Annotated in this window: 14 protein-coding genes; 3 read left to right on the plus strand and 11 right to left on the minus strand. The window is 41.5% G+C overall.

The features are described from left to right. Nucleotides 1-29 precede the first annotated feature (29 nt). The 4 genes from DFP79_RS12935 to DFP79_RS12950 form a co-directional block, all read right to left on the minus strand. Nucleotides 30-653 carry a GntR family transcriptional regulator gene (locus DFP79_RS12935; RefSeq protein WP_133504357.1) on the minus strand — a complete coding sequence of 208 codons (624 nt, stop codon included), beginning with the start codon at nucleotides 651-653 and terminating at the stop codon, nucleotides 30-32. A 10-nt stretch (nucleotides 654-663) separates the two neighbouring features. Then, entirely contained in the window at nucleotides 664-1,833 is a 1,170-nt protein-coding gene (locus DFP79_RS12940) for a benzoate/H(+) symporter BenE family transporter (protein WP_133504358.1), read from the minus strand. A gap of 108 nt (nucleotides 1,834-1,941) precedes the next feature. Then, a complete protein-coding gene (locus DFP79_RS12945; RefSeq protein ID WP_133504359.1) occupies nucleotides 1,942-3,372 on the minus strand; it encodes an ATP-binding protein in 1,431 nt (476 codons plus the stop codon). After that, complete coding sequence (locus DFP79_RS12950) at nucleotides 3,356-4,015, minus strand: response regulator (protein ID WP_133504360.1); 660 nt, start codon at nucleotides 4,013-4,015, stop codon at nucleotides 3,356-3,358. Before DFP79_RS12950 ends, DFP79_RS12945 begins: the two co-directional genes overlap by 17 nt. Before the next feature lie 311 nt (nucleotides 4,016-4,326). Between DFP79_RS12950 and DFP79_RS12955 the strand changes: the two genes are divergently transcribed. Then, nucleotides 4,327-5,283 (plus strand): hypothetical protein, encoded by a 957-nt coding sequence (locus tag DFP79_RS12955; protein WP_133504361.1) that lies wholly within the window; start codon nucleotides 4,327-4,329, stop codon nucleotides 5,281-5,283. 13 nt (nucleotides 5,284-5,296) lie between these two features. On the opposite strand, the gene DFP79_RS12960 is transcribed toward DFP79_RS12955, so the two are convergent. Both DFP79_RS12960 and DFP79_RS12965 read right to left on the minus strand, forming a co-directional pair. Beyond that, on the minus strand, nucleotides 5,297-7,765 hold the full coding sequence (locus tag DFP79_RS12960) for an EAL domain-containing protein (RefSeq protein ID WP_133504362.1): 2,469 nt from the start codon (nucleotides 7,763-7,765) through the stop codon (nucleotides 5,297-5,299). Further along, on the minus strand, nucleotides 7,762-8,874 hold the full coding sequence (locus tag DFP79_RS12965; RefSeq protein ID WP_133504363.1) for a substrate-binding domain-containing protein: 1,113 nt from the start codon (nucleotides 8,872-8,874) through the stop codon (nucleotides 7,762-7,764). The genes DFP79_RS12960 and DFP79_RS12965 overlap by 4 nt, the downstream gene beginning before the upstream one ends. A 79-nt stretch (nucleotides 8,875-8,953) precedes the next feature. On the opposite strand from DFP79_RS12965, the gene DFP79_RS12970 reads away from it, so the two are divergent. Further along, nucleotides 8,954-10,018: a substrate-binding domain-containing protein gene (locus DFP79_RS12970; RefSeq protein WP_133504364.1), complete on the plus strand. Its 1,065-nt coding sequence runs from the start codon at nucleotides 8,954-8,956 to the stop codon at nucleotides 10,016-10,018. Between the two features lie 70 nt (nucleotides 10,019-10,088). On the opposite strand, the gene DFP79_RS12975 is transcribed toward DFP79_RS12970, so the two are convergent. Together DFP79_RS12975 and amt are read right to left on the minus strand one after the other, a co-directional pair. Then, entirely contained in the window at nucleotides 10,089-10,676 is a 588-nt protein-coding gene (locus tag DFP79_RS12975) for a DUF6151 family protein (protein ID WP_133504365.1), read from the minus strand. 55 nt (nucleotides 10,677-10,731) lie between these two features. Next, complete coding sequence (gene amt, locus DFP79_RS12980) at nucleotides 10,732-13,809, minus strand: ammonium transporter (protein WP_133504366.1); 3,078 nt, start codon at nucleotides 13,807-13,809, stop codon at nucleotides 10,732-10,734. A gap of 267 nt (nucleotides 13,810-14,076) precedes the next feature. Here amt and DFP79_RS12985 point away from each other — a divergent pair, with 267 nt between their 5' ends. Next, entirely contained in the window at nucleotides 14,077-16,071 is a 1,995-nt protein-coding gene (locus DFP79_RS12985) for a putative bifunctional diguanylate cyclase/phosphodiesterase (RefSeq protein ID WP_133504367.1), read from the plus strand. A 47-nt stretch (nucleotides 16,072-16,118) separates the two neighbouring features. Here the strand turns inward: DFP79_RS12985 and queF are convergent, their stop codons facing one another. Genes queF through DFP79_RS13000 form a run of 3 tightly spaced genes read right to left on the minus strand, consistent with a single transcriptional unit; the run spans nucleotide 16,119 to nucleotide 18,635 of the window. Continuing rightward, on the minus strand, nucleotides 16,119-16,931 hold the full coding sequence (gene queF, locus DFP79_RS12990; RefSeq protein ID WP_133504368.1) for an NADPH-dependent 7-cyano-7-deazaguanine reductase QueF: 813 nt from the start codon (nucleotides 16,929-16,931) through the stop codon (nucleotides 16,119-16,121). Nucleotides 16,932-16,941: 10 nt separating this feature from the next. Beyond that, nucleotides 16,942-17,715 carry an ABC transporter permease gene (locus tag DFP79_RS12995; RefSeq protein WP_133504369.1) on the minus strand — a complete coding sequence of 258 codons (774 nt, stop codon included), beginning with the start codon at nucleotides 17,713-17,715 and terminating at the stop codon, nucleotides 16,942-16,944. Between the two features lie 5 nt (nucleotides 17,716-17,720). After that, nucleotides 17,721-18,635, minus strand: a complete 915-nt coding sequence (locus tag DFP79_RS13000; protein WP_133504370.1) for an ABC transporter ATP-binding protein — start codon at nucleotides 18,633-18,635, stop codon at nucleotides 17,721-17,723. Nucleotides 18,636-18,667 lie beyond the last annotated feature (32 nt).

Raw genomic sequence — 18,667 nt, forward strand, 5'->3', positions numbered from 1 at the left:
TGTTATCCTTTTTTGCTCAATATACTGCTCTATATTGACTTTAAATAGTCCACCAGCGACATGCCAGCTTCGACAATATGAGACTCCAGCAAAGCCTGCGCGTCACGGTATTGACGATTTTCTATCAACACTAACATATCTTTGTGTTCTTGTTGACTGACGTTACGACGGGCCATAGGGCCATATTGGAACCCCAAATATTGAATAGCTTGAGTATTTAGACGTCGCACGGTCTCAAATAGAGTTTCTCTATTCGCGGGTGCATATAATGCCGCATGAAATTGCCAATTCAATTGACCCTTTTCGATCAATGCTAAGTGCTCATTGTCCAACAGAAGATTAACGTCTTTTGCTTTCCCGATTTGCTCATGCGTAATATGTTCGAATGACATCCCAAGAAGCTTTGGTTCCAATATAGAACGCATCCAATACAAGTCCTCGGCAACTTGAGCATCTAGCTTAGGCACCTTAACACCAGCCTTTCCACACTTTACTAACCACCCCTCTGATTTAAGTTGGGTTAGAGTGTCTCGTACTGGGATACGACTCACACCATATCGTTCTGACAACTCTTGCTGTCGAATTGTCTGACCTCTAGCAAATACACCTTTAAGAATATCGGATTTAACTCTATCAACAAGGTCAAGTTTCACCACTGGTTCCTCATCCGCGCGAATTACGCTGAATTATCAAGCATAAAACGCCCAACACAATCCCCCAGAATGCAGAGGCAACCCCAAATAGCGACATACCTGATGCCGTCGTCAAAAAAGTGACTAAGGCCGCTTCTCGCATTTCATCTGTCTCAAGCGCAGTTTTAATGTTACTGCCAATTGTTCCAAGTAACGCTAAGCCCGCTAAGGTCGCTACCATTTCATGCGGTAAGTTTGCGAACAATGCAACGATGGATGCTCCGCCTAGCGCCGCAAGTAGATAAAAAATGCCAGCCGACATTCCCGCAATATAGCGTTTACCTGGATTCGGATGACTTTCATCTCCTGCACAGATTGCGGCGGTAATCGCTGCCAAATTGATGGCATAACCGCCAAAAGGAGCCAATAGTAAAGAAGCAACACCTGTCCAACCAACTAAGCCAGAAGCGGGTACATTATAGCCATTTACTTTTAAAACGGCGGCACCAGGTATATTCTGCGAAGACATGGTGACAATAAAAAGTGGTAGGCCTACCCCTAAAATTACCCCTAGATTCCATTTCGGCATAACCCACTCCAAAGCTCCTACTTCAAAGGACAACCCCTCAAATACCGACCCCTTTTGGAACAAAACAAATATCAAACCAATGAAAAGAACAATCAGAATCGCATATCGCGGGTTCATTTTTTTAGAAAACAAATACCCTAAAAACATGGCGCCAACCATAAATGTTTGCGATTGCAGTGAGGTAAATATTGAAAGGCCAAATTGAAACAATATTCCTGCTAACATAGCGCACGCGATAGGCAACGGAATGAGTTTCACTAGACGATTAAAGACACCTGTAACGCCGACTAGAATCATAAGCAATGCAGAAAAAATGAATGCGCCTATGGCTTCAGCGTAATTTGCACCGTCTAGACTCGTTGCAAGTAACGCTGCTCCAGGAGTGGACCAAGCCGTTACAATAGGTGCCTTGAAGTACCAAGAAAGGAAAAAACACGTCGTCGCCATGCCGATTCCCAGAGCGATAATCCAAGAAATTTTGGTTGATTCATTAAGAGATAACGCATCCGCAGCTTGAAAAACAATTGCGACCGAGCTGGAAAATCCAACCAAGACCGCAATGAATCCTGCTAGAACCGCACTTATACTGACGTCTTTTACAACTGAACTCATATCACCCTCCTTGTTTTAGACAATGATATGAGCTCAAACTTTTTTTGTATACATTTTTATTTTTGAATATTTTTCTCCATCGCTGCCTTTATTTCGATGGCAATAGCGTTACTCAGCAATGATCAACTTGAATTCAATGAAGATAGAAAGCCCTTGAGGCTCTGTATCCTCTAAACGAATTTCTGCGTCATACATATCAACAATCGATTTTACAATTGACAATCCCAATCCCGCGCCGGCCTGCTCGCCTGCACGAAAAAAGCGCTCTAGCATTCGCTGTTTATTTTCAGATGTAACTCCCTCACCCTCATCTATCACTGAAAGCTGAAAATACTTCTGATTTACCTTACTCAGGCCAACCTTGATAGCGCTACCGTGATGAGAGAATTTAATCGCATTTGAAATTAAGTTCTGTAATAGGATATCCAAGTGACTTTGCAGAATTGGATAGACAAGCGGCTCATCTAAATTTTCAACCAACTCTAGCGCTACTCTTTTTTCCCAAGCCATCGGATACAGCCCAGCAATGACTGATCTCGTTGCAGAAAGCACGTCAATCTGTTGATCTTGTTTAGCGAGACTACGTTCATTTTCAATGCGTGCAGAAGCAAGAAGCTGCTCAACGATTCGGGAGCTACGATCTACGCCGATTGAAAGCTGAATAAGCGCTTCGTTTCGAGTTTCTTCATCATTCGCATTGGTTGCATTTTGTGCATGTAACTTCAGTACAGCCAACGGTGTTCGTAACTCGTGTGCTGCGTCAGCGATCCAGCGCTTTTCACGCTCCATTGCATCGTTAATTTCTTGTAAAAGTGTATTTAATGCCACCTGGATGGGAGCTAATTCTTCCTGAACATCTGTCAGTTGAATCAGCTCCAACTTTTGAGGGCGTAAATTGCGGATTTTTTGAACCAATATATTCAATGGTTCCAAGCCCAACCTTACCGCTCCCCAAACGAGTATCGCTAAAATAGGAATGGTGAACAAACTCGAGAAAAACGCTTGAGCAGCAACTTGAGAAATGGTTTCCCTTCGAATATCCGAACGCTCGCCCACCACAACTGCAACTTCTTTTCCGTCTTTATTAATAGTCAATGAAAAGGTATACCAATGATGGTTATCCGTTTCCGCCATTCCAAATCCATAAGCATCTTGATCGTATGGATGCAATAAATGGTCTCCCGATACGACAACCAATTTACCATCAGCAAACAATTGATAATGTAGTTTGCCTTCGTACTCTAAACCCGACTCATCGTCATCATCAGAGTCTTCTGGAAGAATTGCTGGATAAATAACCTTAGCTTGACCATCAAAGTGCTCAACATCAGTCATTTGAGCCAGTTGCCGTGCTTGCTGAGCCAGACGGGCGTCAAACAGTTCTTCGACCTCGTGCGCAGAAAGATACGTTCCAATTATGCCAACGGAAATGCTACTCAGCCCAATAATTAGCATTACAAATAAGACTGTTCGCTTTTTAATCGACCTCGGGAGATGAGGCGTGACTTTAACTCGATAAAACTCACTCAGCGTCAACAATATAACCCACTCCTCTTACTGTTCTAACAAGCTCCGTAAACAGTTTTTTTCGAATGTGGTGAATGTGGACTTCTAAGGTATTGCTCTCCACATCATCCCCCCATCCATATAATAACTGTTGCAGCACATCACGAGTGAAAACGTGACCAGGATGACTGACTAGCTCTACAAGCAAAGAATATTCTCTGCGCGTTAAAATCACTTCTTGCTCATCCATAAACACTTGTTGGGCGCTGGGCTCAATCCGAATGTTTTTATACTCAATGTGAGAACTTGCACGCCCAGATGATCTTCGAATCAACGCTCTCGCACGCGCTTTCAATTCATCAACTTCAAACGGTTTTACAAGATAGTCATCTGCGCCCGCGTCCAAGCCTGAGATACGATCCTCAATTGCATCACGCGCTGTTAATATCAGAACTGGAATATTAGATTTATGTTTGCGCATATTTTTTAATATTGCAAAACCGTCCATTCGAGGAAGTCCTATGTCGAGAATAATCAAATCAAAATGCTCAGATTGAACCGCTTGATTTGCATGAACCCCATCTTTTAACCAATCTACGGTATAGCCATCTTGGCCTAGCGCCGTACACAAGCCTTTTCCGAGAGATTGATCATCTTCAACCACTAATATTCGCATAATCTATTCCATTCTATTGCGGACAAATCGTCTTTTAAGATAAAGGCATACCGCCTGAAGTAAGCCATTATATTGTCGCCATAACATTAACAAAACCTTAATTTAGCCGTAATCACCTACAAATGGAGCCAATTTTTATTTACAGCTTCAACGTTGAAATTTTTGTCTTTTTGTACCAACTTTAAGGAAGCACGATCTACTTAGCCCCTACATAAAGTATGACAGATATTAATAAGGCGACCTTCTCTAGCCGATCCTAAAGACATTCGAAAGTTGCTTTACTACTTCGCTGCCATAAATGGAGACGAAGTGTGAACATTTTTTATTATTTAATGCGCACTAGAATACTTATATTCACGATGTCGGTAGCACTTTTTAGTACGTCACTATTAGCAACACATGAAATCAACAAGTCTGACCAACTTGCCCACCTGTACCGAGCGGCTATTATTGATCGCTTTTACCCGCCGAGTGAACCTTTCTTAACCAACGATGAGCGCGAAATGCATACCTGGATGTATGGTGTCATCGATATAGATCGAGATAGAATTAAAGAGCCGTATTATCACGGAGATATTGTTCAAATGATCGCGGCAGATTCCCAAATTGCCTTTACACGTTACCCGATAGACGGAAAACGTAGCCCAATGAAGGAAATATTAACAAGCCTGCATGTCATATTATCAAGGATGGCAAGCCTCCCAATCGACGCTCTCGTACTGTCTTGGGAATCCTCTACATTAATAAGTTCGTTTAACTTCCCATTCACTAAAGACAAAAGGGAGCTATATATCCAGACGATAGAATCGTGGGGGGAGCGTGATGAAATATGGGCAGATACCTACAAAGTAATAAGAGCAATAGAAAGCTTGACGATTCAAGGCGTTAAAGTGTTTACAATCGCAGGCAACAGCGGCTCTCGAACTGTTAATACGTTGTCTTTCGCGAAAGGTGTTATCACTGTTGGCGCTAAAGAACCGGAGCTTAGCCACTTTATTGCGAATAACGTATTTGTTGACGTTTATGAGCAGGCGGCATATGAACTACACCGAATTGACAACAATAAAGGCCAGCCCATTGGGTACGACGTTAACGAAGACGGTTGTGAGGACATTAATATTGAACAGGTTTCTCAGAGAAAAAGCACCGACTTGCCGAAAACTGTCTGGCCGCCAATCAAAGGAAGCTCTTTTGCTGCTCCCATGGCAATGAAAAAGGCACTTTTGCACATTGGTTCAAAAGAAAGCAAAACATGCGTAAGAATGTAGTTTTGAATTGGCCCTAGAGTCCTCGTTTATCATAAAGAACGCCTTCCCACTCTGCTCTTGGAAGAGGATACGAATACATGAAACCTTGCATCACATGACAGCCAGCTTCACGCAGTTTCTTGGCTTGAAGCTCTTCTTCAATTCCTTCGGCAATCACCTCGATATTTAGCTCCTGCGCTAACGACAAAAATGCTTTCACAAAAGCAAAATCGTTTTCACCTGAGCTAACATTATGAACAACACTTCGATCAAGTTTCATATAATCCAAAGGCAATCCTTGTAAGAACGCCAGTGATGAGCGCCCCGTACCAATATCATCAATAGCGAGTTTATAGCCCTTATCTCTTAAGCGTTGAATTAATTCTCGCGCATAGACCGCGTTCTTCATGACATCTTGCTCATGTACCTCAAGTGTCAGCAGAGCAACAATATGAGGTTTTTCCTGCTTAAATCGCTCCAGACGATCCGTCAACTCGGTTGAGAAAAACTTTTGACCCGATATATTGACCGAAATTCTAACATCTCTTAATGAGAGGCCGGCGTCGAGCCAGCTCTCAACATCACGACTTACCCGACCAAAAACCCAATCGTCAATCTCAGAAATAACACCTGTTTCTTCAGCAACGCCAATAAAATCCACGGGTAACAACAACCCCTTAGTCGGGTGTCTCCATCGCACCAAAGCCTCGGCCCCAACCAGCCTCCCTGTAACTAAGTTATATTGAGGCTGATAAAATACATCCAGCTCATTTTGATCAATGGCATTATGCAATCCCGTTGAGATCGATATTCTCTGCTTTGCCGCTTCAGTTAGCTTGTCTGTGTAGATTCGATAGCCATCGCGTCCGTGTTTTTTTGTCTCATACATCGCCGTATCGGCGTTTCGAATTAACACATCCACATCTTCCCCATGATTTGGAAAAATGCAAATACCGATACTGGAAGAAACGAATATTGTTTTATCGTTCAAGAAGTAAGGTTGACGCAACGCTTTATTGATCGACTTTGCAATCGCCTCTGTAGCGGCTATCGAGTTTACTTTATCCAAAATCACCATAAATTCGTCACCACCCATTCTTGCCACGACACCGAAATCACTTACAATCTCATTGAGGGTCGTTGCGACATTAACCAAAAGGTCATCGCCGACATCATGCCCTAACGAGTCGTTTACGTTTTTAAATTGGTCGAGATCCAAGTAAAGGAGCGCAAACATCTTGCGGTTTCGTTTATTGGCCTGAATAACGTCTTTTAGATGCAAGGTTCCTAATAAACGGTTGGAAAGCCCAGTAAGCGGATCATGATGAGCAAGATAGTTAAACTTTTCTCGCTCTGTATCAAGCTGGTTATAACTCTCTTTTAGCCTCTGCGCCATGCTGTTAAATGCACTTTCTATGGATTTCCATTCATCAGCGCGACCTAGATCGATTCTCAAATTAAAATCACTGTCCTCAAGCTTTCTGAGTCCACGAACTAATCGGTTTAAAGGCTTATTTATATGTTTGCTTACAACAATATAAATAAACGTCAAGCCAAATATTAGAGCGCAGAATGTCACAATCGTAACTTGTGTTCGAGACTGGGCGACATTCTCTTCTAACTGCAGTTTTAAATTGACAGCGCTGGATTTGACTGATTCTTCATTTGATTTCACTAGATTAAGCAACAAGCCTTGCGACTCCACAAGGTCATCCATGACAATCCAACGCTGATCTAGGTTCGCTTTCATTTTTCGTAGTGACATTTTGTATTTTATAATCGTACGTTTCATTTGCTTCTTAATACGATTAAATTCTGTTGCTTGGTAAACATTAGAAGACACTGAAAAGTTTTCTAAGTGCAACATGAGGATATCCAGTTCTTTTTCCACCTCGATGATTAAGACTTTTTCCGTTTCAGGCGCTATACGAGTGCGAATGGAGGCAATCTTTTTCCCAATGGTTAAATACGCCTCCCGGATCATATTCATAGGGTCTTCAAACACATGGTCAAACGCTAATCCGGCACCCTGTCGTTCAAGCTGATAATCGGTATACTCAAAATCCAGTTTTTCTATTTCTACACCCATGCGATCATCAAGTTTGTTTAGCTCTTTGATCACTTGATTTAGAGTAATAGAGCTGCCGAGAAACCGGTGGAAATTTTGCACGAACTCGTCGATACGCAGCCCAAAATCACCGTTTTCAGAAAGGTCCTTCAATGCCTGTAATTGCTCACCGATATTAAAACTCTCTTCGATGAGAACTGACTCACTATAAAGAATAGTTTGCTCAAGCAATTGCACTCGCGTTACCAAATCAAAAACCTGACGACTTGCTTGAGAGTTACTGGTCAAAGACTGGATATGATCTGAGGAACGCTCTTCTAACGTAGCCTCGACCGACGCTAAAGATCGAATAACAACATAAAAACCGATACCGCTGATGGCAAAAAGTAAAAAAGTCGACGCATACAACCGCGCTGCTAAAGAAGATACTTTCACTGAGTTTCTCCTTCTTTATCAAGCCAAATAGACAAATATGCTTCACGATAATTGTTTTTTGGGTCATAAACACCCGTTTTACCAATCAGTTCAGAGACGTTTTCTTGAGTAATGATATGAACAGGAGCAATATAGCCGCTCGGTGGGGATTGGTTAAAGCTTCTATTCAGCTCATCAATGACTTGCCAGCCTTGCATATAGAGTGGCTCAGGCACGGTTGCAAGCTGAAAATGATCCTTTTTAATACGCTGATATGCAGCCATACTGCCGTCTCCGGCTGATATATTGACGGGGACACGTAACCCTAAGCTTTGAAATTGCTCATATACTGGAATGGCGAAATCAATATACAAGTCATTAATTGCCAAAATATGAGTCACGTTTTCTTCTGATATTAAAGAAGTAACTACTTTATGGGTATTGTTTGCCGCTTTGTCTAAAGGGATATCGAATGAGTCTACTAACACACACGTTGTGCATCGTTCTACGGTCTTTCTCATCACATTGGCTTTTAATGTTGCAATGCTATAACGATTATCAGTGAACAATGCCACCTTCATATCACCTGATGATTCAGCAATGGCCATGAGTGCGCTGATTTCAGCGACTTCCATTGGATCCGTTGTTATGTTTGCGAACAACCCAAACTCTTCATTCCCCTCAACAGAATCACTGGCATGCCATCCGACCAATGAAATACCTAACTTTTTGGCAACTTTAAGCACTTCTTTGTGGTGTTCAATATCGATCCCACCCAGTATGATGCCGTCTGGATTCATTGCAACGGCGCGACGTATGGCTGCGCCTTGTCTCACCTCTGAACCTAGGGCATCAATAAATCTCAAATCCCACTGAGTATGACTGGCTGCTTCGGAAACCCCTTGCGCTACTCCATTTACTCCACCATTACGAAGGTTAGACGCTACAAAAACAATTTTTTTTCCTATTTGGGAAAAGGGGCCAATTGTCGGGCCATCCCATTTATGAGCGACAGAAGTAGCAGAAGCAACACGCGCTTTTGCGTAACTAATAAATTCAGAGTCGCTTGCGAAAATAGGTTTCGCTACGAAGGCAAGCAACAAAAATACAGCGGTCATCAAATTGAACATAATTATTGATTACTCAAAGGTGACACGATAATAATATGCTAGATTAATATAATAACCCTATTGTTAGAGTCGTACCCCCATGATCTTACAAAAAAACACGTTTCTAGCGGCGTTCTTTGCACTTTCTACCGTTTCGGGTATTAATCATGCGATTGCTGCCACCAACATATCTTTTAACGATACTGTAAGTTCGGACAGTGTTCCGATTACAGAAAATATCACGTCTCCGGTTAATATCGCTCTCATTTACCCAAGTGCCGATATTTCTGATTATTGGGTGCGAAACTATAAAGCGATGGTAGGTAGGCTCGAAGAATTAAACATTCCATATACGATAAAAGAATATTCGTCTCTTCAAATTGAGCACTTTTTACAATCGAAATACGTTGATGAAGTCACAGAAAATGCAAAAGATTTTGATTTTGTGATTTTTGGCCCGACAGAACTCAAGATCCAATCGGATAACATTCAAAAACTGTCAAAAAGCGATGAATTTCACACCTTTATATGGGCTTTTCATACTCCCGATCCAACGTGGGATCATTCCCCTGATGCTTGGTTTGATTTCTCAAGCGCTCAAGGGGCAAAAGCATTGTGCGATGCATTGATCCAAAAACTCGGAAATGATGTCTATTTCGCTCTAAATCGAGGTATTCCGGGAATTACGGATACACAGAGGTCTCAATTGTTTTCTGACTGCGTTGAACAAAAGGCGGATTGGCTTAACGTGTATGAGCACTTTGGCCAATACCAAAAAGGCGGCGGTTCCGACGGAGCACACCTAATCATTAAAAATTTCCCAGAAGTAGCATTACTTCACAACGCTAACACCGCCATGACAATCGGTGCAATAGAGGCCATTAAAGACGAAGGTAAATTAGACGATATCTTCGTGACAGGCTGGGGAGGCACTGCAAAGGAAATTGAGAAAATAAAATCAGGAGAATTGAACGCCACACCAATGCGTATGAGTGATGACGCTGGTGTCGCAACAGCTGAAGCGATCAAGTACTATTTACAAGATCGAAAAGACGAAGTGCCAAACATCTATCTAGGGCGGATCACAGTCGTAACAAGCGACATGGACGTTTCACAAATTAACGCATTGTCAGTCGAAGCTTTTCGCTACTCTAGTAAGCAATAATTGGAAATGGCGCCTATCAAAACGGTAAGCGTCATTTACAAGATAAAAAAGTTTACTAAACGGGAAAAGATTAACTCGCAATATTTTTGACAATCTCTGGCTTTACTATTGCCTTACCCGAACTTTCATATAGGCAATTTGGTTGACTTTTACCAGATACTTTCCAGGTGACTAGCTGAAAAGCCATTCGGCTTAAAATTCTAGGTTTAGAATAGTTTAGGCCAATTTTATTCACTATCGGCGTCAAAGAAGAGTCTTTGAATACTCCCCCTAAAACTGGACCAACATGAGCTTCGTAATGTTCATCTTCGATAAAATGTCCAAAAATACCTACAAATGGAATTTTTAATCCCGCTGTGTTGAATAAAGGCGTTTTACAACAATTAGAATACCAGCGATGAAGTCCTTTATCTGAAAGCTTCAAGCAACCAAGGTGCTCTTTCCCTTCGTCAATCTTCACATGACTAGGTGGGACCTGCAAAATTTCAGATCCGCCTTGTTGATCTATGTACTTTTTACCTTCCTCAAACATCGAAACAAATCTACGACAATCATTGCAGTAGCACTTTATTCGGTTACCTAAACGAGGGTTTATGCCTGAAACGTGTCCTTTTATACTGCCACAAGAACAACTAAGCATGAGTTTATCTGCTTCCATTAAAACCTTCTTCATATTTCTGTTTATAGTTTTTTCGAAAGCATACCATCATTAATCATATTTCAGCAGTATCACTACTTGTTTCTTTTACGGAATCGTTTAGCATCGCCACTGCTGATACCTCATCGACGGGGTAACAATAGTAGTAACCCTGATGTTGGTAGCACCCCCAGTCTATAAGGGTTTGAGCCTGTTCAACCGTTTCTACCCCTTCCGCTATGACCTCCAATGCTAACCCTTGCGCTAACTTGATGATGGATTCACAAATCGTATAACCCTCGGCATGGTCATGGCACTCTTTAACAAACGACTTGTCTATTTTTAGCGTATCGATAGGAAGGGATTTTAAATAATACAATGACGAATAACCGGTTCCGAAATCATCGACTGAAATTTCAATTCCTAGCCCTTTAAGTCTGCGCATGACCTCTGCACAAAGTTCCGTATCATGCAAAAAGACCCCTTCAGTCACTTCAATTTTCAGCAAAGTTCCGTCTATATTGTAGACACTAAGCTGCTCTTCAATATATTCAATAAAACCGCTTGCCATCAAATGACGGCCTGAGACATTGATGGAAATAGGAACGGAAGTCGTTGCTTTGGAACTTAGAGATTGTATAAATTCAAGGCTTTCTCTAATGACATATTCACCAATCTCGCAAATTAAATGCGACTCTTCTGCGACAGGTATAAAATCAATAGGAGAAACTCTACCGCGCTCGGGGTGATCCCATCTAATAAGTGCTTCAAATTGTACCAATTGACTTTTTTTTGCATCGTAAATAGGCTGGTAGTGCAGACAAAATTGATTTTTATCCAATGCTTCTGCCAGTGCTTTTTCGAGCTGATACGTCCCATTCAACTCCAAAGACATATTAGCATCATAAAACTTAAGTACGCCGCGCCCACTTTGCTTTGCAGAGTACATTGCAGAATCCGCTTTTTGAATCAGTTTTTCCGCCGTCTCTTGTCGTTCAGATAAAGCAATACCTACGCTCGTTGCCACCTCGACCGGTTTGTTATCGAGCAAAAAAGGCACCTTCATTGCAGATAATATTCTATTTGCTAACTCCTCGATCCGAGGTTTTGAGACCTTATCCGTCACCATTATCAAAAACTCATCACCGCCCCATCTGGCGATGACATCATCATTGTGGGTAATTGAGTTTAATCGCGAAGCGACTTCACACAACAATTCGTCGCCCGCCTTGTGACCCAATGTATCATTAATTAATTTGAACTTATCCAAATCTAAAAAGAGCAATCCAACCATATCATCAGCTTCATTTGCAACCTTAATCGATCGCTCCAACTGTTCGGCCATATAAGTACGATTATGGAGGCTTGTTAACGGGTCACTGTACGCTAAAAACTTCAGTCGTTGCTGCAGTTTGATGTGGCGAGTTATGTCCCTAATGTGCAATGTGAACTCTTGAAACTGTCCATGGTCGTTCACTGCTTTTGTGATGGTAATTTCAACCGGAAACGGCTGAGTTTCTCCTCTCAGAAGTGTGAAGTTATTTCTACGATTTAATACTAGCCCTTGTGAATTAGAGAAACCAACATCAAGGCTTTGAAACATCTCTTTTCGTTTGTCTCGACCTACAAAGAGTGTAATGAAGTTCTTCGATTTTACTTGTTTTTTAAGCACGCCAAACGTTCGCTCTGCGGCAGGATTAAACTCGACTATCGTTCCTTCTCCGTTGATGGTCACGATCGCGTCCATCGACGAATTGAGAATCGCTGTCTTCCTCATTTCACTTTCTTTAAACCAGAACAGTGCTTGATCTCGTTCGGCAATTTCCTGATTAACCCGATCGAGTACAGAATTGTATTTTGTTGCGATTTGCCCCACTTCCGTAAACGGCTCAACCGGAACCTGAGAAGAAAAGTCCGCCTTATTTTGTTGCTTCTCCATGGAATCGAGCAAATCAATCAATTCTGTGGTTGCCAGATGCTCTGCTCTATTAAGCCCTTGATCTTCATCTTCCGCTGAGACTCGCATTGGCACCCAATAACCGATAATACGAATCGCTAAATACGATATAACCACAGTATAAACACCAATACTGACCACACCTATCAGCTGAACTTCCAACTGTGTTAAACGAGAATAGCCAGTGCCAAACAAAGAAGGATTGCCTAACAGTGCAACCGCGAGAGTCCCCCAAATACCAGCAAAAAGGTGCGCAGGAACAACGTCTAGCGCATCGTCAAGCTCAAATCGTTCCATTGCTTTCTGGCCGTACACAACAATGACACCACTTACAACACCGACAATACTCGCCGATATTGCAGACATCACGTGACATCCAGCCGTAATACCAACTAAACCAGCAATAACACCATTTAAAAGGTATGTGACGTCTACATAACGTTTTGATGAATAGAAACAAACCGCCGCTGCAACGCCTCCCCAGGACGCAGATAAGAAGGTATTTAATATAATGACAGGCACATGATCATTAAATTCCAATGCGCTACCGCCGTTAAAGCCAATCCAACCAAACCAAATTAACAAGGTTCCCAAACCTGCCAATGGCAAATTACTTCCTTGAGGTATGTGAATTCCTTTTTGGAAACGCTTATTTCTTGATCCAATTACGTATATTGCAACGAGCGCAACCCACCCACCAACCGAGTGAACAACTGTCGATCCGGCAAAATCAACAAACCCTAACGCTTCCAACCAGCCTTTCGTTTCATTTCCAGAGTAAACACTGTTCCAAGCCCAATGCCCTTGTACCGGATAAATGAGTGCTCCTAGCACTAGCGTAATGGAAAGATACCCCATGAACGTCATGCGTTCTGCTACCGCTCCCGATACCAAAGTCGCTGCAGTTCCACAGAACATCATCTGAAATAGAAAAAAGCTAGAACCATATCCATCTAAAGCCTGGCCGTCGGGAGCAAAAAATGAAAGACCAACGATTCCAAATTGAGATTGCCCAAACATTAATCCAAAGCCAACTAACCAAAAAGTAAGAGAAGACATCAGAAAATCTGAAATGTTTTTAGCGGCTACGTTGATACTGTTTTTATTTCTTATACGCCCGCTTTCAAGGCATAAAAAGCCTGCTTGCATGATAAAAACAAGAGCGGTTGAGATCACTAACCAAGCGCTGTCTCCCATAAATGAATTCCTCTTTCATCCAAACAAATAATTGACATCAATTTCTCCAAAAATGCAGTTTTTTGATGAATAGTTCGGTAATATTGGATATCGCATTCAAATCTCACGCCAACTTCGTAACAACACGTTTAAAAATATGCGACTTGTAAAGCTACATGTATGACATTCCACTGTAAAACGTTACAGTCATCTGAGTTGGTAAACACTATGATTTAACTCACTCCACTTGAGTCAAATCAACATAACACATGATCAGGTTTTGGCAGTATGGACGAACTTTTGCTGTTACACGGCGTTTACGACAATATCGCTCTTCCCGTATGGATATTCGATGTTGATTCTTCACATGTACTGTGGGCAAATCAAGCGGCACTTAAAATATGGGACGCCAATTCCTTAGGTGAACTAAAAAATAGAGATATGTCAGAAGACATGTCTCCGACAGTAAAGCAACGCCTTTATCAATATTTAGTCGATTTTAAAGAGTCTGATGTTGATTTTAGAGAGCAATGGACACTTTATCCTCGTGGGCAACCTGTCACGCTAAACATTCGCTTCTCTGGCATCCAAGTCTCGCAAAGCAAGCATGCAATACTGTGCGAGGGGCACGATTCAGAACAACCCAAACCAGATGCAATTAGAGGTATAGACGCACTTCTTCATACTCAACTGATGATTTCGCTGCATGTAGAGTATGGTGAAACCTTATACATGAATCCTGTTGCACGTCGAACATTCAACACACCAAATTCAGACTTGTCAGATCGGTTTTGTGACCCTAACGATTATCTGAAACTCATGTCTGATATAAAAAGCACAGGAAACAGCTCATTAATTTCAAAAGTTTTTACTTCTACAGGCGAAAAATGGCATGAAATCATCGCCAGACCCTGTTTTGACCCAATTAGTGGAAAGCCTTCCGTTTTAATAAGTGCATCAGATGTAAGCGAACTTAAAGCAGCCGAAGCGCGCGCGCATCAAATTGCCTATACAGACGCGCTAACAAAACTACCCAACAGAAGATCTCTCACCTGCATATTCGACCGAATTTCAAAAAAATGTAAACACGACGAGCGCTTACTAAGCATTCAGTTCTTAGATCTCGATGAATTTAAAGCCATTAATGACACGCTCGGCCACAAACTGGGCGATAGAGTACTAATCGAGACAGCCCAAAGATTACAGTCAATTGTTTCTGTCGACGACGAAATCGTTAGACTGGGCGGCGATGAGTTTCTTTTATTCATTCAAAGCAATGAAATCTCTGAGGCGACGAACGTAGCAGAAAAAGTAATCGATGCGCTTTCACACCCTATTACCCTTAAAGAAGCAAACATCAGAATCACTCCCAGTATTGGCATCTCGTTCTTTCAAAAAGATGGAGATACGATCGATTCATTAATGCAGTACTCTGACATCGCTATGTATCGTGCCAAGTCCGCAGGGAAAAATCGTTACTGTGTCTTCAGAAACGAAATGAAAAGCCAACTAGATCGTGAACAGAATCTACTTAAAAGCATTAAGCAAGAATCATTAAACGAGCAATTTAGACTTTACTTTCAACCTAGGTTTGATATCAAAACCAAACAAATTAACAGCTTAGAAGCACTTATTCGCTGGGAGCACCCTATATACGGGATGCTTTACCCTGAAGATTTCATTCCTCTTCTAGAAAAGTCTAATTTAATCGATGCACTCGGATGCTGGGTCATTGAAAAAACGATTCAACAATTGTCTGACTGGCGTCAGCGTTCAATTTTCGTTTCACTTTCTGTAAACGTTTCCATAACTCAGCTTCACTGTGAAGACTTTTCTAAGTTCATCCTAGATTACCTGGAACAGGAGCAACTCCCACCCGAGTCTATTGAATTAGAATTAACGGAAACCTCAATGTTCAAAAACAGCGCAGCCGCACAAAAGAACATCGAGAACTTAAACGCTGCTGGAATCAAATTTGCTATCGATGATTTTGGAACAGGATATTCCAACCTAGCTAGACTCACTCAAATGCCGGTCAATTGCATCAAACTGGATAAAAGCCTAATCAAAAGCTTACCAAAGAATGAGAAAATTGTAGGTAAGGTTGTTGAAATCTGTCATACAATGAATGCATCTGTCGTTGCTGAAGGCGTTGAAACACAAGAGGTTGCTTATCTTTGCCAGCAGTTAGGCTGTGAAGAGTTACAAGGCTTCTTTATTGCCGAAGCGCTTCCATCAGAGGATGTCGAAAAACTTCTTTTAGATCCCCCGCAGATCATTTAAAACTAAAAAAGGGACCTCTGTTAGAGGTCCCTTTTCAATATTGAAAACTATTGCCTTGTCAATCGATCATTACCCAATACAATTTCAGATGATGAGCGATAAGGGTTTATATCTAAACCTCCTCGGCGCACATAACGAGCATAAACAATTAAGCTTTCTGGCTGACATTGCTGCATAATATCGATAAATACACGCTCAACACATTGCTCGTGAAAGTCGGTATGTTCACGAAATGATACTATGTATTTTAGCAGTGATGCGTGGTCTATTTTTTTCCCTTTATAATCTATAAATATCGATCCCCAATCCGGCTGATTCGTAACAGGGCAGTTGGATCTTAAAAGGTGACTAACCAGCCTTTCTTCTACGATGCCATCATGCTCAATTGTCAACAACGAGCTATCTGGATGATATGTATCTATTTCAACATCAATATCATCGATACAATAATCAGGTGTTAAAACGACTAATGACTCCATTGAGTCAACATCTCTTAACATCACAGTGACTGGAGCACCTGCCGCCTTAGATAGATCTTGTTCGATAACTTCCTGAAGAATCGCTATATTTTCATATGTACTCTGATTGAATGAGTTCAAATATAACTTAAAGGATTTAGACTCAATGATGTTCGGTGAATCATGAGGAATCCTAAATTCACCCAAGGCAACAACCGGCTTACCTTTTTCATTCAGCCACGACAATTCGTAAGCGTTCCAAATATCCTCACCAAAAAAGGGCAACCTATTTCTTTCAATGCCCATTTCCGCCCATTTATCAACTCGGGGGATTGGAAACAAAAGAGACGGATCATACTTCGAAACGTACTCAGTTTTTTGACCTAAAGGCAACATGCCCATACCACTTACCTCAATCTCTAATACCGCGACCTTGGTTTAAACGATTCAAACCAAAGCAATACAACACAACTATAAACAAACAAACGATAATTAATGCCCAGTATACATTAATATCCGATACACCAAGAATACCGAACCTAAAAGCATTAACCATATACAGAATTGGATTTAACAACGAAACGTTTTGCCAAAACTGTGGCAAAAGATCAATAGAATAAAATACCCCCCCAAGATAGGTTAATGGCGTCAACACAAAAGTCGGTATGATAGACACATCATCAAAGCTTCGTGCATATAACGCATTAACAAATCCGCCCAACGAAAACATAATAGATGTCAATGTGACAACGACTATCGTTAAAAACAGGTTTTGTAGCGGAAGGTCAGAGAAAAATAGAGACAATATCGTTACGATAAACCCGACAGCTAGGCCACGTGCAACGCCACCTAGAACATAACCCAAGAGAATAACGGAATTGGGAGTCGGCGACACTAAAAGCTCTTGTATGCTGTGCTGAAATTTCACAGAGAAAAATGATGAAGCGACATTTGAATATGAGTTTGTGATAACCGACATCATAATTAGCCCAGGCACAATGTACTGCATGTAACTGAATCCGCCCATTTCACCAATTCGGGTACCAATCAAGTTACCAAATATCGCAAAGTAAAGCGTCATTGTTATTGCAGGAGGCAATAAAGTTTGCGGCCAAATCCTCATAAAACGACGAATTTCACGTCGAATGATGGTATAAAATGCGATCCATATCTCTGAGTTTTTCATTCGCCCTACCCCTTAGTTAATTTCACAAACAGTTCTTCAAGACGATTGGATTTATTTCTCATACTAACGACATGACAATCCACTTTATCCAACTCCAAAAAGACATGATTCAAAGATTGACCTTTGCTCACCTCTACCTCTAGCGACATCCGATCTGGCGATACCATTACATGATAATCTGGCAAACTAAATTCCGCTGGCAGTCCACTATCCAAGTCAAAAATAAAGGTTTCTTGACTAAGCGTCTTTAACAGTGCTTTGACACTGGTGTTTTCGACGATTTCACCAGAATTAATAATGGCAATATTGCGGCAAAGTTGTTCTGCTTCTTCTAAGTAGTGTGTAGTCAATATTATTGTTGTGCCTGCATCATTTAGCTTAGTAATGAATTCCCACATCGAACGCCTTAATTCAATGTCGACACCCGCTGTCGGCTCGTCAAGTATTAGAATATCCGGCTCGTGAATCAAAGCGCGGGCGATCATAAGTCTTCGCTTCATCCCGCCAGAGAGCATACGAGACTGGACGTCTTTTTTGTCCCAAAGAGCCAGTTGCTTCAGGTATTTTTCAGCTCGTTCTTCAGCGATGACCGTTGGGATTCCGTAAAAACCTGCTTGAGTTACAACGACATTAAAAACCGTTTCGAATACATTAAAGTTAAATTCTTGTGGCACGACTCCAAGATATTGCTTTGCTCTCGCAAAGTTCAAATCAATATCCTCTCCGCAAATTGACACCTTTCCAGAGGTTTTGTTTACTAACGAACATAGTATTCCGATAGTGGTCGATTTACCGGCACCATTTGGCCCTAACAATGCAAAAAAATCGCCCTTTTCAACTTTTAAATTGACGCCTTTTAGCGCTTCGAAACCATTGTCATATTGTTTCTTGAGGTCACTTATTTCAAGTGCATATGTCATAATAAAGATCTCTATAGCCTAGCTATTATCTG

This window comes from Marinomonas balearica (assembly GCF_004362145.1).
GTDB classification, from domain to species: domain Bacteria; phylum Pseudomonadota; class Gammaproteobacteria; order Pseudomonadales; family Marinomonadaceae; genus Marinomonas; species Marinomonas balearica.